This window comes from Gymnodinialimonas mytili (assembly GCF_037544085.1).
GTDB lineage: Bacteria > Pseudomonadota > Alphaproteobacteria > Rhodobacterales > Rhodobacteraceae > Gymnodinialimonas > Gymnodinialimonas mytili.
In genome coordinates this window covers 95,131-108,794 of sequence record NZ_JBBIFW010000001.1, presented here as the reverse complement: position 1 = coordinate 108,794, position 13,664 = coordinate 95,131, and the positions used below count along the sequence as shown (strand labels likewise).

The window sequence follows — 13,664 nt, the reverse complement described above, 5'->3', positions numbered from 1 at the left end:
TGCGACCCGCTGGGGCCTGGTGGAGGAGATGCCTGTCATTTGTGGCGCCGCTGCGATGGCTTATCGACATTTCAAAGAGGTTTTGTTGCTAGCAGGTTAACACGTTGATGCCCAGACGGAGACAGTCGGGTTTGACCTGTCTAAAAAGCCAAGTATTGATGGGGGCAGCCGGGGAGGGCGCGCTTTTGCATTTGAAAGAAAACAAGAATTCATACGATCACGGACCGGAGGGGCGCGATCATGAACAGCTTTGAGACGATCCCTTCGGTGCAATCGGCCCTCGCCGCGCAGGGCTATGTCTGCGGCCAGGCCTTGGCGACGGTGGTCTTTCTCAGTTTGCGCCTGGGCCGCCCACTGTTCCTGGAGGGAGAGGCGGGCACCGGCAAGACCGAGATCGCCAAAGCCATTGCCGCGGCGACGGGGCGGCGGTTGATCCGGCTGCAATGCTATGAAGGGCTCGATGCGGCCAGCGCGGTCTATGAATGGAATTTTGCCGCGCAGATGATTGCGATCCGCGCGGCAGAGACCTCGGGCAGCATCGCGGCGAGGGATGTGTTCACCGAGGATTACCTGATCGAGCGGCCGTTGCTGCAGGCCATGCGCCCCGATCCCACCGGTGCGCCAGTGCTGCTGATCGATGAGATCGACCGCACCGATGAACCGTTCGAGGCGTTCCTGCTGGAGGCGCTCAGCGATTTTCAGGTCACGATCCCCGAACTTGGCCCCGTCACCGCGCCGGAACCGCCCATCGTCATTCTGACCTCGAACCGCACGCGCGAGGTACATGACGCGCTGAAGCGGCGCTGCCTCTACCATTGGGTCGATTACCCCGATCTGGAGCGCGAGATGCAGATCCTTGCTGCGCGGGTCCCCGAAGCGGCGGAAACGCTCAGCCGCGAGGTGGTCGCTTTTGTGCAGCGCCTGCGCACCGAGGATCTGTTCAAGCGCCCCGGCGTCGCCGAAACGCTGGATTGGGCAAAATGCCTGTTGGCGTTGGATGTGATCGAGCTTAGCCCCGAGGTGATTGCCGACACGCTGGGCGCGATCCTGAAGTACCAGGATGACATCCAGAAGCTGCAAGGATCCGAGGCGAAGCGCATCCTTGATGATCTGCGCGCCGACGCTTTGTCGTGAAAGCGGCGCCGGTCATTCATATCACAGGCTGGCCGGGATCGGGCAAACGCACCATCGCGATGCATCTGCGCGACCGGATCGGCGCGCGACTGATCGACAATCACCTGATCCTGAACCCGGCCAGCGCCTTGTTTGAAAGGGGCACGCCCGACCGCTCCGCCTTGCGGGAAAGATTGCGGGCGGTGATGTATGAGGCTGCGCTGGGTCTGCCCGCCGATGTCCCGCTAATCCTGACCGATGCGCTGGCGGAAACCGATGCGAAAGGGCCGTTGATCGAACCGACGATCCAACTGGCCAAGGATCGTGGGGCGCAACTGGTCCCGTTTGTGCTGCGGATCGACCCTGAGGAAAACATGCGGCGTCTGACCGATCCGGCCCGCGATGGGACCGGCAAACTGACCGATGCGGCCATGCTGCGCGATCTGCATGCGACCCATAGGTTGCTGCGCTTGCCGGGCGGGTTGGACCTTGATGTGACAGACCTCTCGGCAGGGGCGGCAGCTGAGGTGATCGAGGCGATGATTCACTGCGCACAAGCCTCTGACACAAACGTGTAGTGCCGGAATTCCGCCATCCGTCAGATGCAGGTATGCTTTGACAGAACCCCAGCGCCTGCGGTTAAGATTTGGCATCATTTTGCCCCGGAGGACCCCTTTTCATGAATATCTTCAAACGTCTGATGGCCCGTGTCGGCGTCGTTGCCCTGGCGCTTGCGGCCACGGCCAGTGTCGCCGCCGCTTGCCCGAATTATAACAACCCGACCGTTTTCGGCTCTCACACATTGCAGGCCGGTTTCCTGCCCGATCCCTATATCCGCAACCTGACCGCCGGGGGCCGGGTGAACCTGGCCAATTGCGCGCCTTATCTTGGGCCCGGATACGTGGTGTCGCGCCCCGATTTCCGTCTGCAATATCGCCCCAGCCCCAGCGGCGGGTCATCGCCCACCGGGTCGCTGACCTTTGCCCTGCAATCGACCTCTTCGGTCGACACGGTGCTGATCGTGAACGCGCCCGATGGCACCTGGCATTACAATGACGATACCCGCGGCTGGCCCAGCCGTGCGGTGCCGCTGACCAATGGCTTCGACAGCTCGATCACCTTTTTCAACCCGCTGATCGGCCAGTATGATGTCTGGACCGGCAGCTACAATCCGTCCTCCAATAACCCCGCGCGGTTGATCGTGACGGAATACACGCAGTAAAGCCGATGCTCTGACACGACGCCCCTGGCCTTGACCGCAAGGCTGGGGGCGTTTTTTGTGGCGTGATGGAATATGCGCCCCTCGATCTGCCTGAAAACCCGCAGCTGACCCGCAACATCACGCATTTCGCGCGGGCCTTGCGGGTGGCGGGCTTGCCCGCCGGGCCGGGGCGGGTCACCGATGCGATTGCTGCCGTTGCCGCGGCGGGGTTCAGCGAACGGGCCGAGTTCTACTATACATTGCGCGCCTGTTTCACTGCCCGTCCCGAACATCGCGCAGTGTTCGATCAGGTGTTTCGTCTCTATTGGCGCGATCCCCGCTATCTGGAACACATGATGTCGATGCTGACCCCGGCCGTGCGCGGTGTGGCCGAGGATCGCACGGCCAAGGCCGCCGAAAAACGGGCGGCCGAGGCACTGCTGCACGGCGTCGACCGCGATGTGCCCGATATGGGCGACGCCGACTCCGAGCAGGGAACCGAGATTGAGATCGACGCGACCCTCACGATGAGCCGTGAGGAAAAGCTGAAAACGCTCGATTTCGAACAGATGAGCGTATCCGAGATGGCCGAAGCGAAGCGCATCATTGCCCAGATGACCCTGTCGGTGCCGCCGCTGATGTCGCGTCGAACGCAATCGGCCCCCCAGGGCGCCCGGCCCGATTGGCGCCGCACGATGCGCGGTGCCATGGCGCGTGGCGGCGATGTGGTCGAGTTTGCGCGCAAGGAGCGGCGCACACGCTGGCCGTCCCTGGTGGCGCTCTGTGATATCTCCGGCTCGATGAGCCAATATTCCCGCGCGGTCCTGCATTTCCTCCATGCGGTGTCGAACCAGAAAGGTGCAGGCTGGGCGCAGGTCCATGCCTTCACCTTTGGCACGCAGCTCACGAATATTACCCGCCATATGGGCGCGCGCGATGTGGATGCGGCCCTGGCCGCCGCAGGGGCCGAAGCCCAGGATTGGGAGGGCGGAACGCGGATCGGTGCCTGCCTTGAGGCGTTCAACCGCGATTGGTCGCGCCGCGTGCTGGGGCAGGGGGCCGTCGTGCTGCTGATCACCGACGGGCTCGATCGCGATGAACCCGAGCGTCTGGGGGCTGCGATGGAGCGTCTGGCGCTGTCCTCGCGCCGGGTGATCTGGGTCAATCCGCTACTGCGGTGGGACGGGTTCGCGCCCAGGGCCGCGGGCATCCGCGCCATGCTGCCCCATGTCTCCAGCTTCCGCGCGGGCCACAATATCGCGGCCCTGGCGGGCCTGGCCGAAGCCGTCGCGCGTCCCGACGATCCCGGCGAAAAAGCGCGCCTTATGGCGGCTTTGCGCGCAGCTTAGGCAAGCTATCGCCGCGTCAGCGCACCGCTTTCGGAACCAATTGCGGTGCGACTCGTTCCCGTCCAACTGTGCCGGAAATTGGAGTGAGACATCATGCGCCGTACCCTAGCCACAACCACAGCCCTGGTCGCCAGCCTGGCCCTCGCCGTTCCCCATCCGATCCTGGCACAAGCCACAGAAGGTGCCGTCGCGTGCCCCGAAGGCCTAAGCGCTGAAGACTGCGCTGCGCTTCAGGCCGCGCCCACCGAAGAGGCCCCCGCCGAAGCCGCCCCTGTTGAAGAAGCCCCCGTTGAAGAAGCCCCTGCAGAGGCGGCTCCGGTCGAGGAGGCCCCCGTGGAAGAGGCGCCTGCCGAAGCTGCCCCAGTTGAAGAAGCGCCGACCGAGGCACCGGTAGAGGAAGCCCCTGTGGAAGAGGCCCCGACAGAGGCCGCGCCTGTTGAAGAAGCCCCTGTCGAAGAGGCTCCGGCTGAGGCAGTCCCCGTTGACGAAGCCCCCGTAGAAGAGGCTCCCGTGGAGGAAGCGCCGGTCGAAGAAGCACCTGCTGAGGCAGCCCCCGCAGAGGAAGCGCCGGTCGAGGAGGCTCCGGCTGAGGCCGCGCCGGTGGACGAGGCGCCCGCAGAAGACGCCCCAATCGAGGAAGCGCCTGCCGAAGAAGCTCCCGCTGAGGAGGTCCCCTCGGAAGAAGTTCCAGTAGAAGAAGCTCCGGCTGAAGAGGCCCCCGCAGAAGAGGCTCCGGCGGAAGAGGCGGTCGAAGAAGCGCCTGCTGCAGAGGCGACCGAGGAAGCGCCCGCTGACGCTCCTGCCGAAAACGCCCCTGCCGACGATGCGGCCACCGAAGAATCCTCGGCAGAAACTCCGACCGAGACGCCCGCTGAAGACACCGCCACGGAAGAGCCGGCACCGGAAGAGACACCCGCCGAGGTCGCCGATGAAAGCGTCGCCAATCCTGAAACGCCCGAGGCGCCCTCTGCCGCCGAGACCGAAGCGGCCAGCGGCGATGCCGCTGAAACCCTGGCCGCCAGCGCCGAGGCAGACGAGGCCGCCGCTGTTGAGGAAGTCACCGAAATGGTGACCGAAGAAACGACGCGCCGCTCGGACGAAGACTTCGTCGAAGCCCCGGCCGCCACCGCCGCCGCCGAAGAAGACGATGATCGCGGTCTGACGACACTGGAAGCCGCACTTCTGGGCGCCGTTGGTGGCGCTGTGGTCGGCACGCTTCTGGGCGGCAACCGCGAGGTCGTCAGCCAGGCGCCCGACCGCGTCATTGTCCGTGATCCCAGCGGCAATCTGCAGGTCTTGCGGGATGATGATGCGATCCTGCGCCAGCCCGGATCCGAGGTCACGACACAGCGCTTCCAGGACGGCTCGACCCGCACCATCGTGAACCAGCCCGATGGCAGCCAGGTCGTGACCATCCGCTCACCGGAATTGCGCGTTCTGCGCCGGTCGATCATCGGCACCGATGGCCGCGAATTCATTTTGTTCGATGACACGCAGCGGGTCGAGGCCGTCGACATCACGACCCTGCCGCAGCCGCAACAGGTTCCGCAAACAGCGCTCTCGACCGCCGATGGCGATGCCCTGCGCCAGGCGCTGCTGAACGCCCAGGTGGTCGACCGCGGCTTCTCGCTGGCCCAGGTGCGCGAGATCGAGCGCGTGCGCTACTTGGCCCCTGCCGTCGAGGTGAACAACATCACCTTCGAGACCGGCTCTGCCGCCGTGCGTGAAACCGAGGCCGAGGAATTGCTGGCGCTGGGTGAGTTCATGGTCGCCCAGATCCAGGAAAACCCCGGTGAGGTGTTCCTGATCGAAGGCCATACCGACGCCGTGGGCTCGGCGGCGTCGAACCTGACCCTGTCGGACCGTCGTGCCGAAAGCGTGGCGCGCGCGCTGACCGAATATTTCGGCGTTCCGGCGGCCAATATGGTTCTGCAGGGCTACGGCGAGTCGGATCTTCTGGTGCCGACGCTTGCCGATGAACCGGCCAATCGCCGTGTCGTCGTGCGCCGTGTGACCGAGCTGCTGCAGAGCGCACAGGCCAACTGACAACCGGCGGACCTCTCCCCCGCCGCCGCCCCGGCCCGATACCTCCCATCGGCGCCGGGGCTTTTTCGTTGCGCCCGGGTGTGGGCGCGCTAGGCTCCTGCGTGGGAGGCCGCCTATGGACGATGTGGAGCAGATGCCCGAACGGGCCCTGGATTGGCACCGCGCAGGTCGCGGTGCGGTTCTGGCAACGGTGGTGGAAACCTGGGGCTCGGCCCCACGCCCGGTGGGCGCGCAATTGGTGATCGCAGGCGACGGCGAAATGGCGGGCTCGGTCTCGGGCGGTTGCGTCGAAGGCGCCGTGGTGGTCGAGGCGATGGAGATGGCGCAGGCGACTGAGGGCAAGATGCTGGAATTTGGCGTCTCCGACGATGAAGCCTTTGCGGTCGGGCTGGCCTGTGGCGGGCGCATCCGTGTCTGGGTGGAGCCGGTCAGCGCGATGGGCGAAGACTGTCTGGCCGCGTTGGTTGCGGCGCGTGCGTCGCGCCAATCCATCGCCTATTGCGTCGATACGGACACCGGTGAACGGTTCACTGCCACGCCCCAAACCCGCCCCGACTGGTTTCGCGGTGCCGCAACGGGAATGGAGGGTGACGTGTTCGTCCATTTCCACCTACCGCCCCTGCGCATGATCGTGGTCGGCGCAGTGCATATCGCCCAGGCGCTGCTGCCCATGGCCCGCCTGGCGGGCTATGACGCCACGCTGGTCGATCCCCGACCCGCCTTTGCCGCCGCTGCCCGGTTCCCCGGCGAGACCATCGTCGAAGACTGGCCGGACGAGGCGCTGGCCGCGCTGGGCCTCGACGCGCGCACTTGCGTGGTGACCCTGACCCACGACCCGAAGCTGGACGATCCGGCGATTGAGGCAACCCTGCGCTCGGATGTGTTCTACCTCGGTTGCCTGGGCTCGACCCGCACCCATGCCAAACGGGTGGCCCGGTTGGCTGAGGCGGGGTTTTCCGACGAAGAGATCGCCAAGATCCACGCGCCTGTCGGCCTGAATATCGGTGCCAAGGGACCGGGGGAGATCGCTGTATCGATCATGGGCCAGATCACCCAGGTCCTGCGGCAGATATGAAATTCGGACCACTCCCGACGGGTGAGGCTGAGGGCACGATCCTGGCCCATTGCCTGCGTATCAATGGCCTGCGCCTGCCAAAGGGCCGTTGGTTGAGCGCCGCCGATATCGAGGCCTTGCAGGGCGCGGGGATCGCGTCGGTGAATGTCGCGCAATTGCAGTCTGGCGATCTGCACGAGGATGAGGCCGCGACCCGGATTGCCAGCGCTTTGGCCGGGCCGGGGCTGATCCAGGACGCCGCCGCGACCGGGCGTGTAAACCTGCGTGCCGAAGGCCCGGGAATTGTCGCCGTCGATGCCTCCGCGATCCACCGCGTGAACCGGATCAACCCGGCGATCACCGTGGCCACCGTGCCGGAATGGACGCGGTTGGGCCCGCGCGGCCTGGCGGTGACGGTCAAGATCATCCCGTTTGCCGCCGCCGAGGCCGATGTCGCGGCGGCCTGTGCGGCGGGGCAGGGGGCGGTGGCGCTGAAGGCGCCGGAAATCCCGTCGGCCACGCTGATCGAGACCCAGATCGGCGACGCGCCGATGCCCGATAAGGGCCGCCGCGCGATGAAGGCGCGGCTTGACCGGTTGGATGTGGCGTTAAGCCCGCGCTGCGTCGTGCCGCACCGCATCGACGCCATCGCCGCCGCGATCCGCGCGGCGCCCGGCGCGCTGGTGCTGATCCTGACCGGCTCGGCCACGTCCGACGCACGGGACACAGCGCCCGAAAGCGTGCGGGCGGCGGATGGCGTGATCAGCCATTACGGGATGCCAGTGGATCCGGGAAACTTGCTTTTTATCGGCACCGCCCAGGACCGCCCGGTGATCGGTCTGCCGGGCTGCGCCCGCTCCCCGGCGATGAACGGCGCCGATTGGGTGCTGGAGCGGGTGATCTGCGGCGTGCCCGTTGCACCGGAGGATATCATGGGGATGGGCGTCGGCGGCCTGCTGAAAGAAATTCCGACCCGGCCCCGCCCACGGGACGCGTAAGCGTTACAATCATGACTTATCCTGCACCGCATTGCTGCAAGCGCAAAAAATGCTGCGCCTGCAACATGCTCGAATTGGCATCAATTCCCTGAAATCGCGGCAAAATTTCCTGTTTGTCTTTGAGCCTAATCATGGTTGGATAGTTTCAATAACCAAGGGAGGTATGAATGACCCAGGTATCGATGACGGTGAACGGCAAAGCCGTCTCCGGCGACGTCGAAGGGCGCACGCTGCTCAGTGAGTTCCTGCGGGAAGACCTGCGCATGACCGGCACCCATGTGGGCTGCGACACCAGCCAATGCGGCGCCTGTGTGGTCCATGTGAATGGCGACGCGGTGAAGGCCTGCACCACGCTGGTGCAGGATGTGGACGGCGCAGAGGTCACCACAATCGAAGGTATGGCCAATGCCGATGGCTCGCTCGGCGTGATCCAACAGGCGTTCCAGGACCATCACGGCCTGCAATGCGGCTTCTGCACGCCCGGCATGGTGATGAGCGCGGCGGCCCTGCTGAAGGACAATCCAAAGCCCACCGAGACCGAGATACGGGATTATCTCGAAGGCAATATCTGCCGTTGCACCGGCTACCATAACATCGTGAAGGCGATCATGGCCGCGTCCGGCCAGGATGTGGCGGCGATGGCGGCGGAATGATCCGCCCGGCCCGCGGGGAGGCGGGCCGCTGACGACGCGATTGGACGGCAAACACAATGACGGGGCGGGAGGCCCCGATGCCCAGACCGCTCCCTATGGTGGTGAGCGGCGGGCGATCAAACAGGGAGGACGACCATGCCCAAGGATAGTGGGATTGGCGCAAGCTCAAAACGGCGCGAAGACGTCCGGTTTCTGACCGGGCAGGGGCGCTATACCGACGATATGAACCTGCATGGCCAGGCCTATGTGCATTTCCTGCGCTCGGATGTGGCGCACGGGTTGCTGAACAGCGTTGATACAAGCACCGCGGAGAATATGCCTGGCGTGGTGAAGATCTTCACCGGCGTCGATTTCGAAGGCATTGGCGGCGTGCCCTGCGGCTGGCAGGTGACCGACAAGCATGGCGAGCCGATGCAGGAACCGCCGCATCCGATCCTTGCCCAAGGCAAGGTGCGCTATGTGGGTGATGCGATTGCCGCCGTGGTGGCTGAAACCCAGGCCCAGGCGCGCAATGCCGCCGAGGCGATTGAGCTGGATATCGAAGAACTGCCCGCCGTGGTCGATATGAAGGCCGCCGTGCAAGACGGCGCCACCAAGGTGCATGATGAGCTGACCAGCAACCTTTGCTACGATTGGGGTTTTGTCGAAGAAAACAAGCCCGCCGTCGATGCCGCCTTCGAGGCGGCGGCCCATGTGACAACGCTGGAATTGGTAAACAACCGCCTGTCACCCAACCCGATGGAGCCGCGCGTGGCCGTCGGCGATTACAACCCAGGCACCGATGAAAGCACGCTTTACACCACGTCTCAGAACCCGCACGTCATCCGGCTGTTGATGGGTGCCTTTGTGCTGGGCATACCCGAGCACAAGCTGCGCGTCGTGGCGCCCGATGTGGGCGGCGGGTTCGGCTCGAAGATCTTCCACTATGTCGAAGAGGCGTTCTGCACCTTCGCCGCCAAAGCCTGCAAGCGCCCGGTCAAATGGACCTCCACCCGGTCGGAGGCGTTTATCACCGACGCCCATGGCCGCGATCACGTGACAAAGATCGAACTGGCGCTGGATGCGGACAACAACTTCACCGGCATCCGGACAGAGACTTACGCGAATATGGGCGCCTACCTGTCCACCTTCGCGCCGTCGATCCCCACCTGGCTGCACGGCACGCTGATGGCGGGCAATTACAAGACGCCGAATATCTATGTGAATGTGAAGGCGGTCTTCACCAATACGGTGCCCGTCGACGCCTATCGCGGGGCAGGCCGCCCCGAGGCGACGTTCCAGTTGGAGCGTGTGGTGGATAAGGCCGCGCGGGAATTGGGCGTCGACCCGATTGAGTTGCGCCGTCAAAACTTCATCACCGAATTCCCCTATGCCACGCCCGTGGCGGTGGAATATGACACCGGCGATTACGAAGGCACGATGTCGAAGCTGTTGGAGATGATCGACCGTGACGGGTTTGAAGCCCGCCGCGCGAAGTCAGCCGAAAACGGGAAGCTGCGTGGTTTGGGCGTGAATTGTTATATCGAGGCCTGCGGGATCGCACCCTCGGCGCTTGTGGGGCAACTCGGTGCGCGCGCGGGGCTTTATGAAAGTGCCACGGTACGGGTAAACGCCACGGGCGGTCTTGTCGTCATGACCGGCTCGCATTCGCACGGGCAGGGGCACGAGACGTCTTTTGCCCAGGTCGTCGCCGACATGATCGGCATCGACGAAAACATGGTCGAAGTGGTCCATGGCGATACCGCCAACACACCGATGGGCATGGGCACCTATGGCTCCCGCTCCATCGCGGTGGGCGGCTCGGCCATGGTGCGCGCGACCGAGAAGATCATCGCCAAGGCCAAGAAGATCGCCGCCCATCTGATGGAGGCCGCCGAGGGCGATATCGAGCTCAAGGACGGTCAGTTCAGCGTGGCGGGGACCGACAAATCGGTGGCCTGGGGCGATGTGACCCTCGCCGCTTACGTGCCCCACAATTACCCGCTGGAAGAGATCGAACCGGGACTTGAGGAGACAGCCTTCTACGATCCGAACAATTTCACCTATCCCTCGGGCGCCTATGCCTGCGAGGTCGAGGTTGATCCCGATACCGGCAAGGTCGAGATCAAGTCCTTCGCCGCGGCGGACGATTTCGGTAATGTCATCAACCCGATGATCGTCGAAGGCCAGGTCCATGGCGGGCTGGCACAGGGGATCGGCCAGGCGCTGCTCGAGAACGTCAGCTACGACGAAAACGGGCAGCTCCTATCGGCCAGCTACATGGACTACACCATGCCACGCGCCGATGACGTGCCGAATTTCCAAGTGGATCATTCCAGCCAAACGCCGTGCACTCACAACCCGCTTGGCGTGAAAGGCTGCGGTGAGGCGGGCGCCATTGGATCGCCGCCGTCGGTGGTGAATGCGGTGATCGATGCGCTTCAACGCGCGGGCCATTCCGGTGTGACACATATCGACATGCCCCTGACGCCGTCGCGCGTCTGGGCCGCGATGCAAGGCTGATTGGGGGCAGGGCTGGGGGGATCCTCCCCCCAGACCCCCCTGGGATATTTGAAAAACAGAGAAGGGGCGCCCGCCTCTTTTGGGGAGACAGAAATGTATAACTTCGAGTTCAGCAAGCCTTCGACGATCGCCGATGCGGTTGCGGCTTTGGGGCAAGATGAGGCGCAGGCCCTGGGCGGTGGGCAGACCTTGTTGCCCACCATGAAACAGCGTCTGGCGGCGCCAAGCACCTTGGTCAGCCTGAATGGCATCTCCGAGATGCAGGGCGTGTGCACGAATGATGCAGGCGCGCTCTGTATCGGCGGGGCGACGACCCATGCGGCGGTGGCGCGCGAGGCGGCGTCGTCTTTCCCGGGCCTGGCGGCTTTGGCGGGTCGGATCGGCGATCCGGCGGTGCGCAATCGCGGCACGATCGGCGGGTCGATTGCCAATAACGATCCGTCGGCCTGTTATCCGGCGGCGGCTTTGGGTGCGGGCGCGGTGATCAAGACCAACACGCGCGAGATTGCAGCGGATGACTTTTTCCAGGGCATGTTCGAGACGGCTTTGGAGGAGGGGGAGATCATCACCGAGGTGCAATTCCCGATCCCTGAGGCCTCGAACTACCAGAAATTTGTGCAGCCGGCCTCGCGCTTTGCGCTGGTGGGTGTGTTTGTCTGCAAATTCGCCGATGGGGTCCGGGTCGCGGTGACGGGCGCCTCACAGGAAGGCGTGTTCCGCTGGTCCGAGGCCGAGGCGGCATTGGGCGCCGACTTCTCGAAGGCGGCGGTGGATGCGCTGGATGTGCCGAGCGGGGCGATGATCGCCGATCTGCACGGCACTGCGGAATATCGCGCGCATCTGGTGAAGGTGATGACCGGTCGCGCCGTGGCTGCCGCCGCGTGATATAGTTCGATAGAGTGTGATTGCGCCGGGGCCTAGGCTCCGGCGTTTTTCGTTTGAGAGGGTCCATGGCGACTGAGCGGCAAAAGATGGCGGCCGGGGAGTGGTATACGTGCCTCGATCCGGAACTGGAGCGTCTACGCGATGCGGCGCGGGCCGCGTGCCATGCCCATCGCACGCGTGTACCCGACGGCGACCTGACGCCGGAATTGGCGATGCTGTTTGCGACGACCGGCCCCAATGTGATGATCGAGGCCCCGTTTCACTGCGCCTATGGCGTGAATATCCATTTGGGGGCGCAGGTCTATCTCAACGCCAATTGCGTGATCTTGGACACGGCCTCTGTGCGGATCGGCGATGGGACAATGCTCGGCCCGGGTGTTCAGATGTTTTGTGCCGACCACCATCGCGATCCCGTCTTGCGCCGCGAAGGTCTGGAGAGGGCGCTGCCGATCGAGATTGGCGCGGATGTCTGGGTCGGCGGTGGCGCGTTGATCCTGCCGGGGGTTCAGATCGGCGACGGCGCAATCGTCGGCGCCGGTGCCGTTGTCACACGCGATGTCGCGGCCGGGGCACGGGTGGTGGGCAACCCGGCGCGCGCCCTCGGATCAGTCTAGCTCGAGCTGATCGTGATGGCGGCCCCGGTGCGGTCGCCGTCGGATTGGAGCGGCACCACGATTCCCACTTCGACGCCGATATCGAGGTCGAAGGTCATTGTCGCCCGGCCGTCAAAGCGGGTGACGGGGACAATTTCGGTCACACCTGCCTGCGTTGTGCCGCCGAGCCCCATGGAGACTTGGCCATTGAAATCCAGCCCATCGGCCTGGGCCATAGCGGCCGTTGCAAGGGTGATGGCCGCGGCCGCAAATGTCAGTTTCATAAGACTATCTCCGCATATGTCATGCGCTGAGCCTAGGTTGAGGGACTCCTCGCGTGATATGAAAGATCGCTCTGTGCGGGCTGGTCGGCGAAATTTCGCCCATGCCAATCATCGGCGGGACATCGCCTGCATTCCATCGCTGCAAGCGGCCAGTTTTGGCGCTTCGGCGACCAAAAACGGACATCGCCTCGGGTATCGTCGATGGCGCGAACGCACAGACCAAACCCGCTCTGCAACGGGCGCTTGGACCAACTCCAAATCATGTCTGAATGCGCCCCAACGGCGTGTGATCCCAAGACTGGTCGCGCGCCCTTGGCGTCCAGCAACATGTGGCAAAGGGGTAAGGCCGGCTGAACCGCGCCGGCCCCAGAGGCGTTACTTCGTCGGATTGATCATCATGACCATCTGACGGCCTTCCATCTTGGGCATCGATTCAATCTTACCGATCCCTTCGATCCGGTCGGCAACCTTTTCCAGCAGCTCGCGCCCCAGGTTCTGGTGGGCCATCTCACGACCGCGGAACCGCAGCGTCACCTTGACCTTGTCGCCCTTTTCCAAGAAGCGCAGCGCGTCATTCACCTTACGATCAAAGTCGTGATCGTCGGTGCCCGGACGCATCTTCACCTCTTTGATGTCGATGGTCTTCTGCTTTTTACGGGCCTCGGATTCGCGCTTTTGCTGTTCATATTTGAACTTGCCGAAATCCATGATCTTGCAGACCGGCGGATCCGCATTGGGCGAGATCTCCACCAGATCAAGCTCGACATCGGCGGCCAGATCCATGGCGCGTTCCGGGGTCACCACGCCAAGGTTTTCGCCCTCCGCGCCGATCAGACGGATTTCATGGGCGCGGATACGGTCGTTTACGCGCGGGCCGGTCTCACGTTGCGGCGGCGCGTTATGGGGTCTGCGGGCTATGGCACTTGTCCTTCTATTGCCAAAAATCCAAGGTCTCTAAGGTATCCTTTGCGGCCCGTTTCTTCAAG

General features: G+C 64.1%; 13 protein-coding genes. 11 read left to right on the top strand and 2 right to left on the bottom strand.

Features of this window, described 5'->3' with window-relative positions; genetic code table 11:
* Positions 1-240 precede the first annotated feature (240 nt).
* From V8J82_RS00565 to V8J82_RS00515, 11 genes are all read left to right on the top strand, one after another.
* A complete protein-coding gene (locus tag V8J82_RS00565; RefSeq protein WP_339971008.1) occupies positions 241-1,134 on the top strand; it encodes an AAA family ATPase in 894 nt (297 codons plus the stop codon).
* Positions 1,131-1,691, top strand: a complete 561-nt coding sequence (locus V8J82_RS00560; protein ID WP_339971006.1) for a P-loop nucleotide/nucleoside kinase family protein — start codon at positions 1,131-1,133, stop codon at positions 1,689-1,691. The genes V8J82_RS00565 and V8J82_RS00560 overlap by 4 nt, the downstream gene beginning before the upstream one ends.
* Positions 1,692-1,792: 101 nt before the next feature.
* A complete protein-coding gene (locus V8J82_RS00555; protein WP_339971004.1) occupies positions 1,793-2,335 on the top strand; it encodes a peptidase S1 in 543 nt (180 codons plus the stop codon).
* 62 nt (positions 2,336-2,397) lie between these two features.
* The gene (locus V8J82_RS00550) at positions 2,398-3,663 is read left to right on the top strand and encodes a vWA domain-containing protein (RefSeq protein WP_339971003.1); all 1,266 of its coding nucleotides are present in this window, start codon (positions 2,398-2,400) and stop codon (positions 3,661-3,663) included.
* Between the two features lie 93 nt (positions 3,664-3,756).
* Positions 3,757-5,709 carry an OmpA family protein gene (locus tag V8J82_RS00545; protein ID WP_339971002.1) on the top strand — a complete coding sequence of 651 codons (1,953 nt, stop codon included), beginning with the start codon at positions 3,757-3,759 and terminating at the stop codon, positions 5,707-5,709.
* A 115-nt stretch (positions 5,710-5,824) separates the two neighbouring features.
* Positions 5,825-6,784, top strand: a complete 960-nt coding sequence (locus V8J82_RS00540) for an XdhC family protein (RefSeq protein WP_339971001.1) — start codon at positions 5,825-5,827, stop codon at positions 6,782-6,784.
* Positions 6,781-7,761, top strand: coding sequence for a molybdopterin-binding protein (locus V8J82_RS00535; RefSeq protein WP_339970999.1), 981 nt, complete (start codon positions 6,781-6,783; stop codon positions 7,759-7,761). The genes V8J82_RS00540 and V8J82_RS00535 overlap by 4 nt, the downstream gene beginning before the upstream one ends.
* Before the next feature lie 167 nt (positions 7,762-7,928).
* The gene (locus V8J82_RS00530) at positions 7,929-8,414 is read left to right on the top strand and encodes a (2Fe-2S)-binding protein (RefSeq protein ID WP_339970997.1); all 486 of its coding nucleotides are present in this window, start codon (positions 7,929-7,931) and stop codon (positions 8,412-8,414) included.
* Positions 8,415-8,549: 135 nt separating this feature from the next.
* Positions 8,550-10,916, top strand: a complete 2,367-nt coding sequence (locus V8J82_RS00525) for a xanthine dehydrogenase family protein molybdopterin-binding subunit (protein ID WP_339970995.1) — start codon at positions 8,550-8,552, stop codon at positions 10,914-10,916.
* Between the two features lie 93 nt (positions 10,917-11,009).
* Positions 11,010-11,801 carry an FAD binding domain-containing protein gene (locus V8J82_RS00520; RefSeq protein ID WP_339970993.1) on the top strand — a complete coding sequence of 264 codons (792 nt, stop codon included), beginning with the start codon at positions 11,010-11,012 and terminating at the stop codon, positions 11,799-11,801.
* Between the two features lie 65 nt (positions 11,802-11,866).
* Positions 11,867-12,415 (top strand): sugar O-acetyltransferase, encoded by a 549-nt coding sequence (locus V8J82_RS00515; protein ID WP_339970991.1) that lies wholly within the window; start codon positions 11,867-11,869, stop codon positions 12,413-12,415.
* Here the strand turns inward: V8J82_RS00515 and V8J82_RS00510 are convergent.
* Positions 12,412-12,678, bottom strand: coding sequence for a hypothetical protein (locus V8J82_RS00510; protein ID WP_339970989.1), 267 nt, complete (start codon positions 12,676-12,678; stop codon positions 12,412-12,414). The two genes, V8J82_RS00515 and V8J82_RS00510, sit on opposite strands and share 4 nt — an antisense overlap.
* Positions 12,679-13,053: 375 nt before the next feature.
* Positions 13,054-13,596, bottom strand: coding sequence for a translation initiation factor IF-3 (gene infC, locus V8J82_RS00505; protein WP_439650040.1), 543 nt, complete (start codon positions 13,594-13,596; stop codon positions 13,054-13,056).
* Positions 13,597-13,664: the final 68 nt, after the last annotated feature.

Excerpts from the sequence above, each read along its gene's own strand:
- V8J82_RS00565 (WP_339971008.1), top strand. The coding sequence starts at position 241 with ATGAACAGCTTTGAGACGATCCCTTCGGTGCAATCGGCCCTCGCCGCG.
- V8J82_RS00535 (WP_339970999.1), top strand. The coding sequence starts at position 6,781 with ATGAAATTCGGACCACTCCCGACGGGTGAGGCTGAGGGCACGATCCTG.
- V8J82_RS00525 (WP_339970995.1), top strand. The coding sequence starts at position 8,550 with ATGCCCAAGGATAGTGGGATTGGCGCAAGCTCAAAACGGCGCGAAGAC.
- V8J82_RS00520 (WP_339970993.1), top strand. The coding sequence starts at position 11,010 with ATGTATAACTTCGAGTTCAGCAAGCCTTCGACGATCGCCGATGCGGTT.
- V8J82_RS00530 (WP_339970997.1), top strand. The coding sequence starts at position 7,929 with ATGACCCAGGTATCGATGACGGTGAACGGCAAAGCCGTCTCCGGCGAC.
- V8J82_RS00555 (WP_339971004.1), top strand. The coding sequence starts at position 1,793 with ATGAATATCTTCAAACGTCTGATGGCCCGTGTCGGCGTCGTTGCCCTG.
- V8J82_RS00540 (WP_339971001.1), top strand. The coding sequence starts at position 5,825 with ATGGACGATGTGGAGCAGATGCCCGAACGGGCCCTGGATTGGCACCGC.
- V8J82_RS00545 (WP_339971002.1), top strand. The coding sequence starts at position 3,757 with ATGCGCCGTACCCTAGCCACAACCACAGCCCTGGTCGCCAGCCTGGCC.
- V8J82_RS00510 (WP_339970989.1), bottom strand. The coding sequence starts at position 12,678 with ATGAAACTGACATTTGCGGCCGCGGCCATCACCCTTGCAACGGCCGCT.
- V8J82_RS00515 (WP_339970991.1), top strand. The coding sequence starts at position 11,867 with ATGGCGACTGAGCGGCAAAAGATGGCGGCCGGGGAGTGGTATACGTGC.